Genomic DNA, 20240 nt, shown 5'->3' on the forward strand with positions numbered 1-20240 from the left:
GTTCGCCTCCTAGCTGCTGCTGTGCCGTGTGCTCAGACGTGCGCCAGTTTCTCCAGCACGGGGGCGGCGGCGCGCAGTTTCGCCCACTCGTCGTCGTCCAGTTCCCCGGCCAGCGAGGCCAGGAACGCGTTCCGCTTGCGGCGGCTCTCCTCGAGCATCGCCTCGGCGCGCTCGGTCTGCGTGACGACCTTCTGCCGCCGGTCGTCGGGGTGCGGCTCCAGGCGGACCAGTCCCTTGGCCTCCAGCAGGGCCACGATGCGGGTCATCGACGGCGGCTGGACGTGCTCCTTGCGGGCGAGCTCGCCCGGGGTGGCCCGGCCGCAGCGGGCCAGGGTGCCCAGCACCGACATCTCGGTGGGGCTGAGGGACTCGTCGACGCGCTGGTGCTTGAGCCGACGGGACAGCCGCATCACGGCGGATCGGAGGGCGTTCACGGCGGCTGCGTCGTCGCCATGGCTGAAGTCCGGCATGTTCTTTAGCGTAACTCATTACTCTCGCTAAGGACCACCCGGAGGACGCGTGCGCGTCCGTGACTCCCGCCACTGTCATACCGGATCACCCGTACGAGTGATCCATCCGCGAAACGTGGCGTGCCTCACCATGGTGTGCAGCGACCCTCGTGCGCATGGGAACCGACGTGTTCAGCCTGCGCATCGACCACGACCTGCTCGAACGACTCCGTGGACATGCCGCCAAAAGCGGCATGAGCGTCCAGGACTATGTCGTCCGGACGCTCATGCGCGATGACTTCGACCAGCGGTTCCGGACCGCCGTCGAGGAGACGGAGAGGTTCTACGAGGCCACCTGAGCCCCGTGGGACCCGGGAGTCCCACGGGGCTCCGTGAGCCCCTGGCGCGGGATCAGGTCAGGCCCAGCGCCGGCATCAGGTAGTAGAAGGCGAACACCGCCGCCACCACGTACATCGCCGGCGGGACCTCCCGGCCGCGGCCGGCCGCCAGCCGCATCACCACGAAGGCGATGAAGCCCATGCCGATGCCGTTGGTGATCGAGTAGGTGAACGGCATCATCACCATCGTCACGAAGGCCGGGATGGCGATCGTGTGGTCCGCCCAGTCGATCTCCTTGACCGAACCGGCCAGGATCAGGAAGCCCACCGCGAGCAGCGCCGGGGTGGCCGCCTGGGACGGGACCATCGTGGCGACGGGCGTGAGGAACAGCGCCACCGCGAACAGGCCGCCGGTGACGACGTTGGCGAAGCCGGTCCGCGCGCCCTCGCCGACCCCCGCCGTGGACTCCACGAAGGCGGTGGTGGCCGAGGAGGAGCTGGCACCGCCCGCGGCGACCGCGACACCGTCGATGAACAGGACCTTGTTGATGCCGGGCATCTGGCCCTGCGCGTCGGTCAGCCTGGCCTCGTCCGAGACGCCCATGATCGTGCCCATCGCGTCGAAGAAGCACGACAGCAGCACGGTGAAGACGAACAGCACGCCGGTCAGCACGCCGACCTTGCCGAAGCCGCCGAACAGGCTGACCTCGCCGATCAGGCTGAAGTCGGGGGTGGCGACCGGGTTGCCGGGCCAGGTGGGCGTGGTCAGGCCCCAGGAGGGGACGTCGGCGACGGCGTTGACGATCACCGCGAGGACCGTCATCGCGACGATCGAGATGAGGATCGCGCCGGGCACCCGGCGCACGATCAGCGCCAGCGTCAGCAGCGCGCCGAGGATGAAGACGAGGACCGGCCAGCCGGTGAGGTGACCGCCGGTGCCGAGCTGGAGCGGGACGGTGGTCTGGGCGGCGTCCGGCATACGGGTGACGAACCCGGAGTCGACCAGGCCGATCAGCATGATGAACAGGCCGATGCCGATGGCGATGGCCTTGCGCAGACCGTGCGGCACGGCGTTCATCACGCGCTCGCGCAGACCGGTGGCGACCAGCAGCATCACGACGAAGCCGGCCAGCACCACCATGCCCATGGCGTCCGGCCACGACATGCGCGGCGCGAGCTGGAGCGCGACGACCGAGTTCACGCCGAGACCGGCGGCCAGCGCGATCGGGACGTTGCCGATGACACCCATGAGCAGCGTGGTGAACGCCGCGGTCAGGGCGGTCGCGGTGACCAGCTGACCGTTGTCGAGCTGGTTGCCGTACATGTCCTTCGCGCTGCCCAGGATGATCGGGTTCAGCACGATGATGTACGCCATCGCGAAGAAGGTGGCGAAACCTCCGCGGACCTCGCGGGACAGGGTGCTGCCGCGCTCGGTGATCCGGAAGTAGCGGTCGAGGGCGCCGGATCCGGCACCGGACCCCGGCTGCTCGGGGGTGGGGGCCTTGGTGGTGGCCGACGGGGACATGCGGGACCTCATCACCGGCGGGCGCCCCCCGAAGCCCTTTGGTGTTTTCTACGAATGAAAGCGGTCAGAGACAAACGGATTCAGTATGAACATATAACGTCGTCCACGCTATCTCCGCGCGTAGACCCGTGTGGCCCGGTGCGGTCCCCGTCACGTGGCCCGTGCGGTCTCCATCACGTGGCCCGTGCGGTCCCCGTCACGCGCCGGGTCCCTCGTAAGCTGTCCGCATGGCCGGGCTTTTTTCGGGATCCCCCAAGCACGAGGCGCCGGAGCCCCTGGAGGGCCCCGTGGTCGCCACCATCATCGGCGGCACGATCGTCTGGTTCGCCCTGTTCCTGGTCCAGCTGCCGTTCTACGGCTGGTTCGACGACCACGGCCACACCTGGTGGCTGTGGACCTGCCTGGCCGGCGGCGGGCTCGGCTTCATCGGCATCTGGTACGTCCGCAGGCGCGACGCCGCGATCAAGCGGGCGGCCGGGGCGCCGGAGCCGGGCCGCTCCCCCGCCCCGTCGGCCGACTGAGGCCAACCGCCCCCGCGGCCACCGCCGTACGACCACGGCACCACGGCCGTCCTCCCCAGGTCGGATCTTCACCCCATCGGGTGGGTGGACCGCCAATTCCGCACGTACCGTCGACTGCATGACGCATCTCGAGGCGGGCGACCGGATCGATGCCGTGCCACCCACCAGGACCACCTCACCGGTGACCGGGCTGACGGCCGCGGAAGTGGCCGAACGGGTGGCGCGCGGGCAGGTCAACGACGTGCCGGTGCGCAGCAGCCGGTCCCTGGCCGAGATCGTCCGCGCGAACGTGTTCACCCGGTTCAACGCGATCATCGGCGTGCTCTGGGTGATCATGCTGGTGGTCGCGCCCGTCCAGGACAGCCTGTTCGGCTTCGTGATCCTCGCCAACACCGGCATCGGCATCGTCCAGGAGTGGCGGGCGAAGAAGACCCTGGACTCCCTCGCGGTGATCGGCGAGGTACGGCCCACGGTGCGCAGGGACGGGGCGGCGGCGCAGATCGGCACCTCCGGGATCGTGCTGGACGACCTGATCGAGGTCGGGCCGGGGGACAAGGTCGTCGTCGACGGGGTGTGCGTCGGGGCGGACGGCCTGGAGATCGACGAGTCGCTGCTCACCGGCGAGGCCGACCCCGTGGTGAAGCGGCCCGGGGACCGGGTCATGTCCGGCAGCTTCGTCGTCGCGGGCGGCGGCTCCTTTCAGGCGACCCGGGTGGGACGCGAGGCGTACGCGGCGCAGCTCGCCGAGGAGGCGTCCCGGTTCACGCTGGTCCACTCCGAGCTGCGCTCGGGCATCTCCACGATCCTCAAGTACGTGACGTGGATGATGGTCCCGACCGCGACCGGTCTGGTGATCAGCCAGCTGGTGGTCAAGGACAACGAGCTGAAGGACTCGATCGCCCGCACGGTCGGCGGGATCGTGCCGATGGTCCCCGAGGGGCTGGTGCTGCTCACCTCCGTCGCCTTCGCGATCGGGGTGATCCGGCTGGGGCGCAAGCAGTGCCTGGTGCAGGAGCTGCCGGCGATCGAGGGGCTGGCCCGCGTCGACACGGTCTGCCTGGACAAGACCGGCACGCTCACCGAGGGCGGCATGGACGTCACCGAGCTGCGGGTGCTGGGGGACGGCGACGAGACGTACATCCGCAAGGTGCTGGGCGAGCTCGGCGCGGCGGACCCCCGCCCGAACGCCTCCCTGCAGGCGCTCATCGACGCGTACCCGGACACCGAGGACTGGCGCCTCACCGACACCCTCCCCTTCTCCTCCGCCCGCAAGTACAGCGGCGCGACGTTCGACGAGGGCCCCGACGGGTCCGTCACCTGGCTGCTGGGCGCGCCCGACGTGCTGCTGGACCCCGGCGACCCGGCGCTGGCCGAGACCGGGCGGATGAACGAGCAGGGGCTGCGGGTGCTGCTGCTCGCCCGCGCCCGCGACGGCGTGGACGTCGACGCCCCCGAGGCCGCCGAGGGCGTACGGCCGGCCGCGCTGGTGGTGCTGGAGCAGCGGCTGCGCCCCGACGCGGCCGACACCCTGCGCTACTTCGCCGAGCAGAACGTCCGCGCCAAGGTCATCTCCGGGGACAACGCGGTGTCGGTCGGGGCGGTCGCGTCCAAGCTGGGCCTGTCCGGCACGGCGGTGGACGCGCGCCGGCTGCCCGCCGACCGGGACGCCATGGCCGACGCGCTGGACAAAAGCACGGTGTTCGGGCGGGTCACCCCGCAGCAGAAGCGGACCATGGTGGGCGCGCTCCAGTCGAACGGCCACACGGTCGCGATGACCGGGGACGGCGTGAACGACGTGCTGGCGCTGAAGGACGCGGACATCGGCGTGGCGATGGGCTCCGGTTCGGAGGCCACCCGGGCGGTCGCGCAGATCGTGCTGCTGAACAACAGCTTCGCCACGCTGCCGTCGGTGGTGGCGGAGGGGCGCCGGGTGATCGGCAACATCACCCGGGTCGCGACGCTGTTCCTGGTGAAGACGGTGTACTCGGTGCTGCTGGCGGTGCTGGTGGTGATCTCGCAGGTGGAGTACCCGTTCCTGCCGCGCCATCTGACGCTGCTGTCCACGCTGACCATCGGCGTCCCGGCGTTCTTCCTGGCCCTCGCCCCCAACAGGGAGCGCGCGCGGCCGCACTTCGTGCGGCGGGTCATGCGGTACGCGATCCCGGGCGGGGTGCTGGCGGCGCTGGCGACCTTCGCGTCGTACCTGGTCGCGCGGGACTACTACACCGGGGAGGGTGCGCTGGAGGCGGAGACGAGCGCGGCGACGCTGACGCTGTTCCTGATCTCGATCTGGGTGCTGGCGATCATCGCCCGGCCGTACACCTGGTGGCGGGTCGGTCTGGTGGCGGCGATGGGCGGGGCGTTCCTGGTGGTGCTGGTGGTGCCGTGGCTCCAGGAGTTCTTCGCGCTGAGGCTGGTCGGCATGGCGATGCCGTGGGCCGCGACCGGCATCGCGGTCCTCGCGGCCGGGGTGCTGGAAGTGCTGTGGCGGTGGGTGGACCGGCGGGTCCCCGCGTAGCGGGGCGGCTGCGGGTCCGTCGTGGCCGCTCGCGCCCGCGCTGCGGAGCCGCCCGTCGACGCGGCCCCGCGCCCCCGGAGTGCGGGTGCCGCACGCCTGGAAGGCGCGGGCGGCCGCACGCCGAGGGCGCGGGGAACGCTGCTACTCGCTTACTTCACGTCGATGAAGTCGCCGGTCGCGTTGACCGCCGGGGTGGTCGAGGTGCCCGCGAAGGAGTAGCGGTAGTAGCCGTCGGCGGAGGCCTTGACCGTGGTCTTCAGCTCGCCCTTGGAGTCGGTCTTGATGGTCTTGACCGTGCTGTAGCTGCTGGAGCCCTTCTTGCGGAACTGCAGCTTCACCGACTGGCCGCTGTAGCCGGCGTACTTGCCGGTCTCCCAGTTGGCGCGGGACAGCTTGCCCGTGACGGTGATGGTCTTGCCCTTCTTCACCGGCTCGGGGGAGGCGTTGGCGGTGAGCTTGGAGGCGCGCTGGACCTTGAAGCTCTTGGCGTTGTCCTTCTGCGTGAAGTCGGCGTCCTTGGCCGCGGCGAGGGCCCACACCTTCCAGGTGCCGGCGACCGAGTTGACCAGGTTGTAGTTCGGCTTCAGAGTGAAGGTGGACTTGCAGGTCGACGTCGTGGCGTTGACCTTGCTGCACGTGGCCTCGCCGTCGCTGCTGTCGGCGACGGCTCCGCTGTCGGACTCCTCGATGCTCGGGCCGTGGTACAGGATGGCCTGCGCCCAGTCGGCGCCGGAGTTGTCGGTGACGGTGAAGGAGACGGTGACCTTCTTGGCGGTGGTGGCGCCGACGACGACGGACTTGCCGCCGTTGACCACCACGTTGGAGATCTTCGTGTCGCCTTCGGAGTCGTCGGCCTGGGCGGCCGGGACGGCGAGGGCGGACAGGGCCAGGGCGCCGGAGACGGCGGCCACGGTGGCGCGTATACGCATGTGTTCCCCACGTTGGAGATGGAGGCCCCGGCGCTGGTCGTTTCGTACGGCTCGTCGTCGGCCGGGGCCCCGAATGATCGCGGAGTCTGTTGACTCACATGATCAGATGCACCACTCGATCACATGGTTGTACGAGAGGTGGAAAATTCGTGCGGCAATCTCCGGGGCTCAGTCGAACCACCGGTCCCGCGCCAACTCCTCGGTGCGGGACGGGTCTTCCAGCAGTGCCGCCACCTCGAAGCGGCGGGGCCACTGGCCCGCCGCCCAGGCGAGGCCCGCGGCCACGCCCTCCAGGGTCGAGGCGTGCAGCACCCCGTCGTCGGTCAGCCGCCAGTCGATCTCCACGCCGTCGACGACGAGCTCCTCGTGCTCGACGTACGCGGCCGGGGTGCGCGGCCCCAGCAGCACCCGCACCGGCTCAGGTACGTCGTGCTCCGTGCCCTCGGAGTCCACCTCGCCGGTGACGGACTCGCTCAGCCGCCGCACCTGGAACAGCTCGGCCAGCTCGGCGGCCCGCGCCGGACGCACCGGCAGCAGCGGCACACCGGACGTGAACGGCAGCAGGTCGGGCGAGTCGACGACCACCGCGTCGGCGGCGTCCACCACCTCGACCCGGCCGTCGACCACGGCCCGCAGATCGTCCGGCAGGGTCACCTGCTCGGGGTCCAGTTCGGCCAGCGCGCCGTACAGGGCGTGCAGCTGGGCGGCCGTGACGGGGCGGTCGGGGTCGGCGAGGCGGTCCAGCAGCTCCGCCGCGCCGCCGGGCTCGTCGAGGAGGGCGGCCACCGAGGTCCGTACGCCCAGCGCCCGCAGCACCTGCTCGTCCTCGAACCCGGTCGCGTCGGCCTCGTCGTACAGGCCCCGCAGCAGCGGGTCGCCGCCGGCCGCGCGGAGTCCGGCGGGACGCCGCCCGCCGATCACCGGGTGCCCGCGCAGCCACCAGGCGGTGTACGGCCGTACGGTCTCGTGGGTGCCGTCGTGCAGCAGGATCCGCACCGGCTGGACGAGCGCGTCGCGCAGCGGGGGCCGTGACAGCAGGGCGAGGGCCTGCGGCCAGCGGTCGTCGTCCACGAGGTCCAGGTCGCGCACGGCGACGATCTCGGTGGCGACGGGCGGGACGGGGCTGTCCGGGAAGCGGTCGAGGACGTCCTCGCTCCACACGTCCACGGCGTCCAGCAGACCGGCGTCGTCGGGTTCGGCGAAGTCCCCTTCGCGGGGCTCCAGTTCGTCGGGGTCGAGGACGACGTCGGTGGCGCGGATCAGCGCGAAGTCCACCAGCACCCCGCAGGCGGCCAGCGGCTGTCCGCCCCACCGGTCGGCCAGTTCGCCGTCCACGGCGGCGAGTTCGCCCTCGCGCATGACCTGGGCGAACGGACCGCCGGGGAAGACCAGCTCGCAGGCCGGGGAGAGTTCGCCGTCCTCGTCGGGCAGGGCGAGGGCGCCCAGCCAGGGCTCGTCGCCGGGTTCGAGCCCGGCGTCGCGCACCAGGCCGAGCACGGTGTCGGCGAGCTCCTCGGCGTCCGGGGCGTCCTCCTCCCAGTTCACCCCGCCCTCGTCGTCGAGCGAGGCGGCGACGGCGGCCCGCACCTGCGGGGTGGTGAGGACGGCGCGCGGGGTGGCGGGGAGCGCGCCGAGCTTCTCCAGGAGGGGGTGGGCGGCGTCCGGGTGGGCGACCTTGAGCCCGAGCCGGGCGAGGAGCTCCGCGTCCGGGGAGGCCGAGTCGGGGGTGGGCAGCAGCACCTGCCGGGGCCCGATCGTCGTCCTGCCGTCGGCCAGCGGCACGGGCAGCCCGGACAGCCGGTCCGGGTCGACCCCGGCGAGGCTGTCGTACAGCCGCCGCCACCAGTCGGGGGACTTCTCCAGACCGGCCAGCCGGTCGATCGCGTCGGCGAGCGGGACCCGTGCCACGCCCAGCGTGCGCAGCTCCGCGCGGCGTTCGAGACCGGCGGGCAGGAGGGTGGGGAGGACTTCGGCGAGCACCCGTACGGTGTCGGCGCCCGCGCCCTCGACGACCTCGGCGTCCCGGGGCCGCAGGGACTCGGGGAGCTCGTCGGTCTCCGGGTCACCCGGCGCGGCCGGGGGCAGGAAGGACGTACGGGGCAGCCGTTCGAGGATCGCCCGGCGCAGGGCGCCGTCCAGTTCGCCCTTGCCGAGCGGGCCCGGCACGAGGTCGATGATCCCGGCGGCCACCGGGCGCCAGTCGGCGAGGAGCCCGGCGTAGGCGTCGGCGGCGCGCTGCACGAGGAAGTCGGTGAGCGGGCCGGGGGCGGCGTGCCGGCGGGTGGAGTCCAGCGGGAGGGAGGCGATGAGCAGCGCGGGCACGCCGAGGGGCTCGTCGCTCGGGGTGGGCGCGTGCACGACGGCGGCGGTGCGCGGCCGGGCGGGGCCGCCGTCGGGGTCCACCGGGACGGCCCAGGTGACCGACCAGTGCGGGCGCAGCCGCTCCTCGACCGGCCGGTCGGCGAGCAGGTCGGGGGTGAGCGGGCCGTGCGCGACGGCGGTGCGCCAGCGGGTGGTGCCCTCCCTGCCGTCCTCGACCACGACGAGACCGTCCTCGTCGCGGCGGCTCACGGTGCGGGGCTCGGCGTCCCCGATCTCGACGACCACCTCCTCCAGGCCGGGCAGGGCGAGCAGCAGGGCGTCGTCGACGGCGTGCAGCAGCCGCTCGGCGAGGTCGGCGGCGGCGTCGCGCAGCGGGAGGATGACGGCGGTGTCGTACGGAGCGGGTGCGGTGCCCTCGGCGGCGAACGGGAGCCGGAGCAGCGGCACGTGGCCGTCCCGGCGGCGGATCTCGTCCCCCAGACCGGGGCTGTGCCGGGCGGTGCCGTCCGCGAGCTCGCGGGCCTCGGCCAGCGACCAGCGCACTCCGCCGTGCCGGCCGACGACGGCGGGCTCGTCGGTGACGGCGAGGACGGCGGCGAAGCCGACGCCGAACCGGCCCACGGCCCGCTCCGGCGCGTCCCGCTTGGCGGAGGCCCGCAGGGTGGACAGCGACTCGACGCCGGCCGCGTCCAGCGGGGCCCCGGTGTTGGCGGCGACGAGGACCCCGTCGCGCAGGGTGAGCCGCAGCCGTCCCGGTACGCCGGCGCGGGCGGCGGCGTCGGCGGCGTTCTGGGCGAGTTCGACGACGAGGCGGTCCCGGTAGCCGCCGAGGACGAGGTCCTCCTCGGCGTTGGCGTCCTCACGGAAGCGGGCGGGGCTGGTGACCCAGGCGTCCAGGACCCCGCGCCGCAGGCGCGCCGTACCGAACGGGTCGGCGCCCTCGGCGGCGGGCCGCACGAACTTGCTCACGTTGACTCTCCTCATCGGCCCACATCGGCGTGAGGTCGAAGGTACCGCTCCGCGACACCCCGGGGACGAGGCGTCCACGTCCCGCCGCCCGTCGGCATCGGGAGGAAGGGACCGGAGACGCACGCCACATCCGCCGGGCCCCCGGGCCGGCCTCCCCGTGACAAGCGGCACAGGGGAAACATGCGGTACTACCCGGGATAGTGCAAAAGTGGTTGAACTCAAAAGGGACATTTAGTGCGCAGAGCTGACCGATCGGCTTGAAATGGCGGGTTTCGCCCCATCCGGAGCCACCCGTCAAGAGACGCACATCTCACGCCCGAAGTACGACCTTTCGTCGTAGGTCACACCTTTGCGGCTTTTGGGCGGGAGCCGTTACCAAGGAACGGCCAGCACGGCACGGACCCGTTCCGCCGATGGCTCCCCCGTCCCCTCACCCACGAGGTTTCCATGCTTCAGCGCGTCACGTCCCGTCTCCCCCGTACGTCCCTGACCCGCACCCGCGCGGCCGTGCTGGCCGCCGGTCTGGGCACCACGGTCGTCCTGGGAGCCGGGGTCGCGGTCGCCGCCGACGCCACGGCCGCGTCCGGCACCACCACCGCCGTGCAGGCGCAGGCCGCCGCCGCCAAGAAGGCCGCGTCCTGGGTCTCCCCGGTGAAGAGCTACAAGCTGTCCGCGAGCTTCGCCCAGAACGGCGGCATGTGGGCCTCCAAGCACAGCGGCCAGGACTACGCCGTCCCCACCGGCACCCCGGTGATGGCCGCGCACGGCGGCACCGTCGTCAAGGCCGGCGGCAACGGCGCCGGCGACGGCCCCGCGTACGGCAATGCGATCGTGGTCAGGCACGGCAACGGGACGTACTCCCAGTACGCCCACCTGTCGCAGGTCCACGTGAAGCCCGGCCAGATCGTCAAGACCGGCCAGAGGATCGCCCTGTCCGGCAACACCGGCAACTCCAGCGGCCCGCACCTGCACTTCGAGATACGCACCACCCCGAACTACGGCTCCGCCGTGGACCCGGCGAAGTTCCTGCGCGCCAACGGCGTGACGGTCTGACCCCGGTCCCCCAGCACCACCCGAGCGACCCCGAGAACGGCCCCGCGCCGGCCCTCGGGGTCGCTTTCGGCGATCAGCCCTCGGACGCGTACGGGACGAAGCGGGACCAGGTGTCGGGGGTGAAGGCGAGGCGGGGGCCCTCGGTGTCCTTGGAGTCGCGGACGTGCACGGTGCCGGGGGTGAGGGCGAGTTCGACGCAGGACTCACCGTTGGTGCCGCTGCTGTAACTGCTCTTGAACCACACCAGGTCGGAGGCGTCACCGGTAGATGCCTTGCGAATCATGTTTCTCCCAGCAGATGCTCGAGGAAGGCCAGTGACTCCCGGGGAGTGAGAGCCTGCGCCCGGATGGCGCTGAATTGCAGCTCGAGAATCCGGAGCTGCCGGGGCTCGGAGACGGGACGACCGTTGAACGCCCCATCGCCACGTCCCACGGCTGTACCGTCTACAAACTTCAGCAGTTCGATCCTGCCGTCCAGTCCCGGATGGGCGTCACTCTTGGTCGGCATCACCTGAAGCGTGACGTTCCACAACCGTCCCAGCTCCAGCAGACGTTCGAGCTGTCGGTGCCACACCATTGTGCCCCCGACCTCACGTCGCAGCGGTGCCTCTTCCATCACGAAGTGGATCGCAGGCGCCGGGTCTCGCTCGAAAACGGACTGCCGGTCCATGCGCGCAGTCACCATACGTTCCACGTCGTCCGGCGAGTACGGCGGCTGACAGGCCTCGAACAGTGCTCGCGCGTGCTCGGGCGTCTGCAATAGGCCGTGGATGCTGTTGCACTCGTACAGCCCGATCTCGACCGCCTTCGCCTCCAACTTCCCCAGCGCCCGAACCTTCTTCGGATACCGGACCTTCTTCACGTCCTCCCAGGCCGCCGCGATCAGCCCACCCGCGCCCAGGACCTCGTCCGCCTTGTCCAGGAACTCCTGGCGAGGGATCCGCTTGCCGCCCTCGATCTTGTAGACCATGTCCTCGCCGTACCCGACGACCCTGCCGAACTCGGCGGCCCGCATCCCCGCCGCCTCGCGCCGCAGCTTCAGCTGCCGCCCGACGGTCGTGATGACCGCGACGCCCCACTCGTCGTCCGGGTCCACCTCCCAACCGGGTTCGTCCGCCTCTTCCTTGAGCCGACCCGCCTCCGCCTCGACCGCCGTCATGCCGCACCTCTCCCTCGGAACCGTCCGTGACGCACCCGGCGCCCTACCCGTACCAACCGTCGGCACAGCCCCGACAGCACCGGACAACCACCGGACAGTGACTGTACGTACGCGCCAAGTGACATTCCACGGTATGCGGATCCGGCCACGCTGAGTGATGTGAACCAACGAACCGCCGAACCCGCCGCGCACTTCCTCCACTTCAGCGTCCTGCTGTCCGCCACCCCGCGCAGTGCCCGCCTCGCCCGTCTCCTCACGGACGCCCACCTCCGCGACTGGGGTTACGACTCGGAGGCCGCACGCCACGTCGTGGCCGAACTGGCCGCCAACGCCGTCACCCACGGTCGCGTGCCGGGCCGGGACTTCCGTCTCGAGTTCTACGTGGTGGACCACACGCTCCGTATCGAGGTCACCGATACGCGGGGCGACCGACTGCCCCAGAACCGACCGCCCTCCCCCGACGCCGAATCGGGCCGCGGCCTCCTTCTCGTGGACGCGCTCGCGGACCGCTGGGGCGTGTCCGAGGAGCGCTTCCCGCGCAAGACCGTCTGGGCCGAACTGCGTCTCACCCCGCCGGAACCGTCAGCGCCCCGCGCCCCGGTGCGGGGCGCGGGAAGGTGACGGCCGGCCCGTCTCTGGACACCACGCGTTCCCCGATCCGTACACACTCCGGCCGCCACTGTCCACACGCCGCTCATCCGAGCACCCACGTGACATTCCCTCGCCGACTGTTCACGGTTTTCAGCAAGACACCCACTTGCCGGCCACCGCGCGGACCCGGATCACCCCTTACGCCACCGGAACCCGGTATCTGAGGCTCCGGCGCCGTCGGCGCCTTACCCCTTCAAGAACCTGGGGGAAAGAACCCCACCAAGCCCCACCCTTTCCCGCCCGAGGCACGCGATCACTCGGGCGGGTGAACATCACCGGCTCAGCTGGATTTCCGGCCCCCCGGCACCCCTACGCTCAGCGCACACGACCGAAAAAGACTTCGGCCCCCGCCGGGACTGGCATCCCGGTGCGAGGGCCTGACCACCAAGGAAGAAGCACCTTCCCGATGGATACCCAAAACCCTAGCGCGCCCCCGCGCGCCCAGTCAGCCCCCGCCGGCAATCCGACCCGTCCGCGTCACCGCACCGGCGGCGTCATCCACGACAACACCCGCCACACCACCCGCTTCGTGGTGATCGGCAACCACCTCACCCAGCACCCGGACCTCTCGCTCCTCGCGATCGGCCTCGGCTGCCACATCCAGTCCCTGCCCACCGGCACCCCCGTGGACATCAAGAGCCTGGCCGCCCGCTTCAAGGAAGGCACCAAACGCATCAGCGACGCCCTGCGCGAGCTGGAGACCCACGGCTACCTGCGCCGCGAACGCGTCCGCACCCCCACCGGCCGCATCGTCACCCGCACGATCTCCTGCAACCAGCCCGGCCACCGGCGACGGACAGCCGACACCGGCTGCCCCGCCCCGCAGCCCCGACCCGCGCCGGAGCGCACGCCCCACCCGCACGGCCCCCGCCCCCGCAAGGCCCTCCCCACCGTCCCCCAGCCCACCCGCGCCGCAGCCCCCGCGCTCCTCCAGCAGGCCACCGACTTCCTCACCGGCCTGCGCCGCCACGACCCCCGCCTCCTGCTCTCCGCCACCGACACCGAGCACCTGGCCCCCGGAGTCGCCGCCTGGCTGGAACGCGAGGCCACCCCCACCGCCGTACGCCACGCCCTCACCACCGACCTGCCCGACGCACCCCTGCGCCGCCCGGCGGCCCTCCTCGCCCACCGCCTCACGGCGCAGCTGCCGCCCCCTCCCCCGTACCGCGCCCCGGCCGACCCGCCACCCGCCCGTCACGGCCTCCGCACCTGCGACGGCTGCGACCGCGCCTTCCGCGCCCCGGAAACCGAAACCCACTGCCGCGACTGCCGCACAGCAGCCGCCACCCACCCCTGACGCCACAAGGAAACCCATGGTCAGCCCGCCCCACGAGGCGATGCACCGCATCTTCCAGCACGACCCCGGACTCTTCAGCCGCGTCTCGCGCTTCCTCGGAGTCGACATCCCCACCCCGGTGAAGGCCACAGCCCTGCCGACCGACCTGACGGAGACCAACCCCGTCGAACGCCGGGTCGACACGCTCCTCCGGCTGGAAACCGCCGAGCAGGGCCCGTTCCTCCTGGCCGTCGAGGCCCAGGGCAGGAAACACCCGGACAAGCCGGCGAGCTGGGCGTACTACACCGCGTACCTGTGGACGAAGTACCGGCTGCCCACGGCCCTCCTGGTCGTCTGCCAGGACCACACCACGGCCAGGTGGGCCCAGCAGCCGGTGAGCTGCGGACCGCCCCAGCTGCCCACCCTCACCGTGCAGCCGTTGGTCGCCGGACCGCACAACATGCCCGTGATCACCGACCCGGAAGAAGCCCGCGCCGACCTGGTCCTGGCCAGTCTGGCGGCCATCACACACGCTGCCGAACCGGACGTCGATGCGATACTGAAGGCCCTGTCCACAGCACTCCGGGACGCACCCGAAGACATCGCGAAGCCCCTCGTCGAATTCACCGCACAGGGCCTGGCCAAGCGCCCGGCCAAGAACCTCTGGAGGAATCTGGTGGCCGTGGACCTCTCCTTCTACAAGTCCTACCTCGCCGAAGAGGTTCGGGAAGAAGTCCGAAAAGAAGTCCGCGAGGAAGTCCAGCGCGAAGTCCGGCAGGAAGTCCGCGAGGAAGTCCAGCGCGAAGTCCGGCAGGAAGTCCGCGAGGAAGTCCAGCGCGAAGTCCGGCAGGAGGCCCGCGTCAAGGACCGTGCCGAGGACATCCTGTTCGTCCTGGAGCAGCGCGGCCTCGACATCTCCGACGACGTCCGCAGCCGCATCACGGACTGCACCGACCCCGAGCTCCTCCGCCTCTGGCTCGCCCGCGCCCTCACCGCCCCGAAGGCCGAAGAGGTCTTCGAGGACGCGTGACCGAACCCGTTCCACGCCCCGAGCAGGCGCCCGAAGCCCTGCGGGAGCCGAGTACCGCCCCGGGCTAGGCCCTGAGGGCGGTACGCGTCCGAGCCGTGCCGCCCCCGGGCGGCGCTAGGAGTGCCCGAGGTCCGCCGCCGACGTGTCCTCCGTCGCCGGGACCGAGCCGGAGTCGGGGGACGGGCGGAGGGGGAACGGGTCGACGCGGGTCTCGTCGATGACCGGCGGGGCCGGCTGCGGGGGCTTCGGCATGACCGCGGCCTCGGAGTGGCCGCCGCAGCCGTAGGCCAGGGAGACGACGCGGCCGTCGGCCGGGGAGAACTCGTTGGCGCACACCCCGAACGCCTGGCCCAGCGAGCCGCCGATCGGAGTGAGGAAACCGCAGGAGACGCACGACGCGGGGGCCGCCTGCGCCATCGGGGTCTTCGCGCCGAACGCCTCCTCCCAGCGGTCGGCGGCGGTGTGCAGGCCGTAGCGGGACAGGACCCGGGCGCGGCGCATGCCGAGTTCCTCGGCGACCGCCGCGATCGTGCCGCGGGACGGGGCCACCGCCAGGTGGGCCGGGGTGCCCTCGGTGACCTCGGCGTCCTCCGCCTCCACCAGGTCGGCCATCTCGCCGGACACCGCGGAGCTCGGCGGCGGCTCGTCCTCGCCGGAGAAGCCGGGCTCCAGGCGCAGGTCCTCGGCGTCGGTGGGGAGGAGGTCGCCGGGGCCCATGTCACCGGGGCGCAGCCGCTCGCTCCACGGCACCCACTCCGGTGCGAGGACCGCGTCGGGGCCGGGCAGCAGCACCGCCTCGTCGACCGTGACGACCTTGGCGCGGGAGGCGCGGGCGACGGTGACGGCCCAGCGCCAGCCCCGGTAGCCGAGCTCGTGGCACCCGAAGAAGTGCGTGACGACGCGGTCGCCCTCGGAGACCACGCCTTCGTGCTCGCCCACGACCCCGGGCGCGGCGGCCTCCTCGGCTGCGGCGCGGGCGAGGTCGACGGCCTCGGCGCACAGGCGGTCGGGGGTGCGGCTTCGCGTTGTCGCTGCGCTCACAGGTATCGCTTCTCTCCTACGCCGTCTCACGAGTGCGCCACTCCCAGCGCGGGGGGCGGACGGAGCGGACAGCGGGACCGCGTCGACGTCCGCGCCGCAACGTGCTCGGGCGCGCCTCCATCCATTCTGCGGGATGGCTGAGATACGCACGCTACCTTCTCGCGTGCGCTGGGCCTACACCGACGGTTGTTACGGAGTCCCGCGCGCCGGTTTCCGGTGGTGGCCGACCGGCCCCGGGGACGGGTTCCGACGGGCCTCCCGCGTTCCGCCGTACAGCCGCACCCCGGGCGGAGTCCGCGGTGATACGGCATTACACACCCCCTTCTCGGGGCACTATGGCGTCGTGGCTACCGCGAGGACACCCCAGGGCGCCACCGGGACCGGTGGGCCGAAAGGGGTCAGGGGCAGCGGCCGACGCTTCGGGACGGGCCGGGCGGGCGGCCGCCTCCGCGCGTTCGGACGGGCCCTGCACCTGCCGGTGACCGGAACCGCGCGGGGCATCCGCCGGGTGACCCACGCGCACGGCGCCGGGGAGTCCGGGCTCGGCAAGCTGATCGAACTGCACGGCGTGAACGGCGCCGGCGACGTCATGATCACGGTCGCGCTGGCGTCCACGGTGTTCTTCTCGGTGCCGACCGACGAGGCGCGCGGACGGGTCGCCCTCTACCTCGCCATCACCATGGCGCCGTTCACCCTCCTCGCCCCGGTGATCGGCCCGCTCCTCGACCGCCTCCCGCACGGCCGCCGCGCCGCCATGGCCGGTGCGATGCTCGCCCGGGCGCTGCTCGCGCTGGTCCTGTCCGGCGCGGTCGTCACCGGCGGACTGGAGCTGTACCCGGCGGCGCTGGGCGTACTGGTCTCGTCCAAGGCGTACGGGGTGGTCAGGAGCGCGGTCGTACCGCGGCTGCTCCCGCCCGCCTTCTCCCTGGTGAAGGCGAACTCACGGGTGACGCTCGGCGGACTGCTGGCGACCGGGATCGCCGCGCCGATCGGCGCGGGCCTCCAGCAGATCGGACCGCGCTGGCCGCTGTACGGGGCGTTCGTGATCTTCGTGACGGGGATGTTCCTGTCCTTCCGGCTGCCGCCGAAGGTGGACTCCGCGAAGGGCGAGGACGTGGCGCTGCTCGCCGCCGACGAACAGCACCTGCACGGCCCGCACCGCAGGACGGAGAAGCGCCCCGGGCTGCGCACGGTCGGCCCGGCCGTCACCCACGCCCTCGCCGCCAACGCCTCCATCCGCTGCCTCACCGGCTTCCTGATCTTCTTCCTCGCCTTCCTCCTGCGCGAGCACCCGATGACGGGGCAGAGCGCCGCGGTGTCGCTCGGCATAGTGGGCGTGGCGGCCGGCACCGGCAACGCGATCGGCACGGCGGTCGGGGCGTGGCTGCGGTCGCGCGCCCCGGAGATCATCATCGTGACGGTGGTGGCGTGCGTGGTGAGCGCGGCGATCCTGGCCGCCGCGTTCTTCGGCGCGGTCCTGGTGGCGTGCCTCGCCGCGGTCGCCGGGTTCGCGCAGGCGCTGGCCAAGCTGTCGCTGGACGCGCTGATCCAGCGGGACGTGCCGGAGCTGGTGCGGACGTCGGCGTTCGCGCGTTCGGAGACGCTGTTGCAGATGTCGTGGGTGCTGGGCGGCGCGGTCGGCATCGCGATGCCGCTGATCGGCTCGCTGGGGCTGGCGGTGGGCGCGGCGATCGTCGCCGCGGGCTGGCTGACCACGGTCCGCGGGCTGATCCGTTCGGCCAGGCAGGGGAACGCGGGGCGGACGCGAGTGGCGTAACAGCGCGGCCACGCCGTACCCCCGCATGGGAAGTGCGGGGGACGCGCCAGATAGCCTTCGCCCCATGACCACGTTGCCCCGCGGCGCAGCCGCTCTGACACACCGCGCTGTGCGACGCCGCCGTGCCGTCGCCGCCGTCGGCGCCGTATCCGCCGGACTGCTCGTCCTGGCCGCCTGTGACAAGCCGACGTCGATGGCCACCATCACGGTGGGCAGCGACTCGGTGAGCGCGGAGGCCACCTGCGGTGGCGAGGGCGAGGCCCTGAACACCAAGACGCTCAACGAGTGCCTGAAGGACAAGGGCATCGACGAGATCTCCGTCGACCCCACCGAGACCGTGCGCTTCGGTGTCGACCCGGACATCGCCGACAAGGGCTGGACCATCCTGATGAACGGTCAGCCGCTGGTCGAGTCCAGCAAGAAGACCTACCAGGCCATCCCGGGCAGCGTGTTCTTCAACGCCCAGTACGGCGCCCAGGGCGACTCGACCCTGGTGTCGATCAAGGAGGGCGAGAGCGAGACCACGGGCCTGTGGTCCTTCCGGCTGAAGAAGAAGGACGACTGATCACGTCGTCGGCACGCGCCCTCGTCGCCACCGCGGTCCCCGTCGAACGGGACGCGGTGGCCGGGGCGTTCCCGGGACCCGTACGGGAACTGTCCCTTCCCGGGGCGACCGTGCTCCGGGTCCCCGGCGGACCCGACCTGCTCGCCGCCGGGGTCGGCCCGGCGCTCGCCGCCGCCTCCACGGCCGGCGCGCTCACCGCCGCCGCCCTGGACGGCCGGCCCTACGGCCTGGTCGTCTCCGCCGGGATCGCCGGCGGTTTCCCGCCGCACGCGCCCCTCGGCCGGCTCGTCGTCGCCGACGCGATCACGGCGGCCGACCTGGGCGCCGAGACGGCCGACGGTTTCCTGCCGGTCACCGACCTGGGCTTCGGCACCGTCACCCACCGTCCGCCCGCCGCCCTGGTCCGCCGGGCCGCCGCCGCGGCCGGCGCGCTCACCGGGACCGTGCTCACCGTGTCGACGGTGACCGGGACCGCCGGCCGCGCCGCCGCGCTCCGCGCCCGTCACCCCCGCGCCCTCGCCGAGGCCATGGAGGGCTTCGGGGTCGCCGAGGCCGCCGCCGCGCACGGCGTGCCCGTGCTGGAGGTGCGGGCGGTCTCGAACCCCGTCGGCCCGCGCGACCGCGCCGCCTGGCGCATCGGCGACGCCCTGACGGCCCTCACCGAGGGCTTCGGGAAGCTCGCGCCCGTCCTGGAGAGTTGGACCCACCATGACCAGCATGAACACCGGTGAGCAGCAGCGGCTGCGGATCGCCTACTCCCCCTGCCCGAACGACACCTTCGTCTTCGACGCCCTCGCCCACGGCCGCGTCCCCGGCGCGCCCGCCGTCGACGTGACGTTCGCCGACATCGACCTCACCAACGGCATGGCCGAGCGCGGCGAGCTGGACGTGCTGAAGGTGTCGTACGCGGTGCTGCCGTACGTCCTGGACACGTACGCCCTACTGCCCTGCGGGGGCGCGCTGGGGCGGGGCTGCGGGCCGCTGGTGCTGACGCGGGAGGAGGGCGGTGGGGGCACCTCCCACGCTTTCGGCAGTGGGGGACTCACCGGCCGTACGGTCGCCGTGCCGAGCGAGCGGTCGACGGCGTACCTGCTGTTCCGGCTGTGGGCGGCGGACGCCGTGCCGGGGGGCGTCGGGGAGATCGTGGTGATGCCGTTCCACGAGATCATGCCCGCCGTACGGGACGGGAAGGTCGACGCGGGACTCGTCATCCACGAGGCGCGCTTCACGTACCGGAACTACGGACTGCACCGGCTGGCCGACATGGGCGAGCACTGGGAGCGGACCACCGGGCTGCCGATCCCGCTGGGCGCGATCGTCGCGAAGCGGTCGCTGGGCGAGGAGACGCTGACCCGGCTCGCCGACTCCGTCCGCACGTCGGTGCGGATGGCGTGGGACGAGCCGGAGGTGTCGCGTCCGTACGTCATGGAGCACGCCCAGGAGATGGACCCGGCCGTCGCCGACCAGCACATCGGGCTGTACGTCAACGAGTTCACGGCCGGTCTCGGCGAGGACGGGTACGCGGCCGTACGGGGGCTGCTCACGCGCGCGGCGGCCGAGGGGCTGGTGCCGCCCCTCGGCCCGGACGCGCTGCGGTTTCCCTGAGGGACGCCGGGCGTCCTAGACGTCCAGCTGGTCGGCGACCGCGCGGAGCAGGCCGGCGATCTTCTTGCCGGCCGCGCGGTCGGGGTAGCGGCCCCGCTCCAGCTGGGGCGTGATGTTCTCCAGCAGGGTCGTGAGGTCCTGGACGATGGAGGCCAGCTCGTCCGGCTTCTTGCGCTGGGCCGCCGCGACCGACGGGGTCGGGTCCAGGACGGTCAGGGAGAGGGCCTGGTCGCCGCGCTGTCCGGCGACCACGCCGAACTCCACGCGCTGGCCCGGCTTGAGGGCCTCGACTCCGGCGGGGAGGACCGAGGAATGGACGAAGACGTCGCCGCCGTCGTCACGGGAGAGAAAGCCGAAGCCCTTCTCGCTGTTGAACCACTTGACCTTGCCGGTGGGCACGTCTGTCCTCGTCCTCGTACTCGTCGGGAAAACTGCTTCGGAAATCGGCTCTGGATAGCACGCGGGCGGGCCCGATGACCCGCCGGTACCAAGGCTAATGGTCTTCAGGCCGCT

At 72.2% G+C, this 20240-nt stretch carries 19 protein-coding genes; 11 read left to right on the top strand and 8 right to left on the bottom strand.

Annotated features, from left to right (window positions below):
- Positions 1-32: 32 nt before the first annotated feature.
- The gene (locus ACFY3N_RS22175) at positions 33-470 is read right to left on the bottom strand and encodes a MarR family winged helix-turn-helix transcriptional regulator (RefSeq protein WP_390818420.1); all 438 of its coding nucleotides are present in this window, start codon (positions 468-470) and stop codon (positions 33-35) included.
- A 155-nt stretch (positions 471-625) separates the two neighbouring features.
- Between ACFY3N_RS22175 and ACFY3N_RS22180 the strand changes: the two genes are divergently transcribed.
- Entirely contained in the window at positions 626-808 is a 183-nt protein-coding gene (locus ACFY3N_RS22180; RefSeq protein WP_390818421.1) for a ribbon-helix-helix protein, CopG family, read from the top strand.
- Between the two features lie 52 nt (positions 809-860).
- Here the strand turns inward: ACFY3N_RS22180 and ACFY3N_RS22185 are convergent, their stop codons facing one another.
- The gene (locus ACFY3N_RS22185) at positions 861-2312 is read right to left on the bottom strand and encodes an NCS2 family permease (protein ID WP_390818422.1); all 1452 of its coding nucleotides are present in this window, start codon (positions 2310-2312) and stop codon (positions 861-863) included.
- Between the two features lie 227 nt (positions 2313-2539).
- Here ACFY3N_RS22185 and ACFY3N_RS22190 point away from each other — a divergent pair, with 227 nt between their 5' ends.
- Both ACFY3N_RS22190 and ACFY3N_RS22195 read left to right on the top strand, forming a co-directional pair.
- Positions 2540-2833: a DUF2530 domain-containing protein gene (locus ACFY3N_RS22190; RefSeq protein WP_390818423.1), complete on the top strand. Its 294-nt coding sequence runs from the start codon at positions 2540-2542 to the stop codon at positions 2831-2833.
- 118 nt (positions 2834-2951) lie between these two features.
- Positions 2952-5351: a cation-translocating P-type ATPase gene (locus tag ACFY3N_RS22195; protein WP_390818424.1), complete on the top strand. Its 2400-nt coding sequence runs from the start codon at positions 2952-2954 to the stop codon at positions 5349-5351.
- Between the two features lie 149 nt (positions 5352-5500).
- On the opposite strand, the gene ACFY3N_RS22200 is transcribed toward ACFY3N_RS22195, so the two are convergent.
- Together ACFY3N_RS22200 and ACFY3N_RS22205 are read right to left on the bottom strand one after the other, a co-directional pair.
- On the bottom strand, positions 5501-6280 hold the full coding sequence (locus tag ACFY3N_RS22200) for a DUF5707 domain-containing protein (RefSeq protein ID WP_390818425.1): 780 nt from the start codon (positions 6278-6280) through the stop codon (positions 5501-5503).
- A gap of 168 nt (positions 6281-6448) precedes the next feature.
- Positions 6449-9586, bottom strand: a complete 3138-nt coding sequence (locus ACFY3N_RS22205; protein WP_390818426.1) for a sacsin N-terminal ATP-binding-like domain-containing protein — start codon at positions 9584-9586, stop codon at positions 6449-6451.
- A 432-nt stretch (positions 9587-10018) separates the two neighbouring features.
- Between ACFY3N_RS22205 and ACFY3N_RS22210 the strand changes: the two genes are divergently transcribed.
- A complete protein-coding gene (locus ACFY3N_RS22210; RefSeq protein WP_390818427.1) occupies positions 10019-10624 on the top strand; it encodes a M23 family metallopeptidase in 606 nt (201 codons plus the stop codon).
- A gap of 73 nt (positions 10625-10697) precedes the next feature.
- Here ACFY3N_RS22210 and ACFY3N_RS22215 read toward each other — a convergent pair whose 3' ends face one another.
- Together ACFY3N_RS22215 and ACFY3N_RS22220 are read right to left on the bottom strand one after the other, a co-directional pair.
- Complete coding sequence (locus ACFY3N_RS22215; protein WP_390818428.1) at positions 10698-10907, bottom strand: DUF397 domain-containing protein; 210 nt, start codon at positions 10905-10907, stop codon at positions 10698-10700.
- Positions 10904-11782: a helix-turn-helix transcriptional regulator gene (locus ACFY3N_RS22220; RefSeq protein WP_390818429.1), complete on the bottom strand. Its 879-nt coding sequence runs from the start codon at positions 11780-11782 to the stop codon at positions 10904-10906. The genes ACFY3N_RS22215 and ACFY3N_RS22220 overlap by 4 nt, the downstream gene beginning before the upstream one ends.
- Before the next feature lie 150 nt (positions 11783-11932).
- On the opposite strand from ACFY3N_RS22220, the gene ACFY3N_RS22225 reads away from it, so the two are divergent.
- The 3 genes from ACFY3N_RS22225 (at position 11933) to ACFY3N_RS22235 (ending at position 14739) form a co-directional block, all read left to right on the top strand.
- Positions 11933-12403: an ATP-binding protein gene (locus ACFY3N_RS22225; RefSeq protein ID WP_390818588.1), complete on the top strand. Its 471-nt coding sequence runs from the start codon at positions 11933-11935 to the stop codon at positions 12401-12403.
- 436 nt (positions 12404-12839) lie between these two features.
- On the top strand, positions 12840-13730 hold the full coding sequence (locus tag ACFY3N_RS22230; RefSeq protein ID WP_390818430.1) for a helix-turn-helix domain-containing protein: 891 nt from the start codon (positions 12840-12842) through the stop codon (positions 13728-13730).
- 16 nt (positions 13731-13746) lie between these two features.
- Positions 13747-14739: a hypothetical protein gene (locus ACFY3N_RS22235; RefSeq protein WP_390818431.1), complete on the top strand. Its 993-nt coding sequence runs from the start codon at positions 13747-13749 to the stop codon at positions 14737-14739.
- Between the two features lie 114 nt (positions 14740-14853).
- Here the strand turns inward: ACFY3N_RS22235 and ACFY3N_RS22240 are convergent, their stop codons facing one another.
- The gene (locus ACFY3N_RS22240) at positions 14854-15780 is read right to left on the bottom strand and encodes a DUF3027 domain-containing protein (protein ID WP_390818432.1); all 927 of its coding nucleotides are present in this window, start codon (positions 15778-15780) and stop codon (positions 14854-14856) included.
- Positions 15781-16123: 343 nt separating this feature from the next.
- Between ACFY3N_RS22240 and ACFY3N_RS22245 the strand changes: the two genes are divergently transcribed.
- The 4 genes from ACFY3N_RS22245 (at position 16124) to ACFY3N_RS22260 (ending at position 19727) form a co-directional block, all read left to right on the top strand.
- Entirely contained in the window at positions 16124-17557 is a 1434-nt protein-coding gene (locus tag ACFY3N_RS22245) for an MFS transporter (protein WP_390818433.1), read from the top strand.
- Positions 17558-17666: 109 nt separating this feature from the next.
- Positions 17667-18122: a DUF2771 domain-containing protein gene (locus ACFY3N_RS22250; protein ID WP_390818434.1), complete on the top strand. Its 456-nt coding sequence runs from the start codon at positions 17667-17669 to the stop codon at positions 18120-18122.
- Positions 18089-18853: a futalosine hydrolase gene (locus ACFY3N_RS22255; protein WP_390818435.1), complete on the top strand. Its 765-nt coding sequence runs from the start codon at positions 18089-18091 to the stop codon at positions 18851-18853. Before ACFY3N_RS22250 ends, ACFY3N_RS22255 begins: the two co-directional genes overlap by 34 nt.
- Positions 18840-19727, top strand: a complete 888-nt coding sequence (locus ACFY3N_RS22260; RefSeq protein ID WP_390818436.1) for a 1,4-dihydroxy-6-naphthoate synthase — start codon at positions 18840-18842, stop codon at positions 19725-19727. The genes ACFY3N_RS22255 and ACFY3N_RS22260 overlap by 14 nt, the downstream gene beginning before the upstream one ends.
- A 15-nt stretch (positions 19728-19742) precedes the next feature.
- Here the strand turns inward: ACFY3N_RS22260 and ACFY3N_RS22265 are convergent, their stop codons facing one another.
- Positions 19743-20126, bottom strand: a complete 384-nt coding sequence (locus tag ACFY3N_RS22265) for a cold-shock protein (RefSeq protein ID WP_390818437.1) — start codon at positions 20124-20126, stop codon at positions 19743-19745.
- Positions 20127-20240 lie beyond the last annotated feature (114 nt).

Source organism: Streptomyces sp. NPDC000348, assembly GCF_042898795.1.
In the GTDB taxonomy this organism is placed as follows: domain Bacteria; phylum Actinomycetota; class Actinomycetes; order Streptomycetales; family Streptomycetaceae; genus Streptomyces.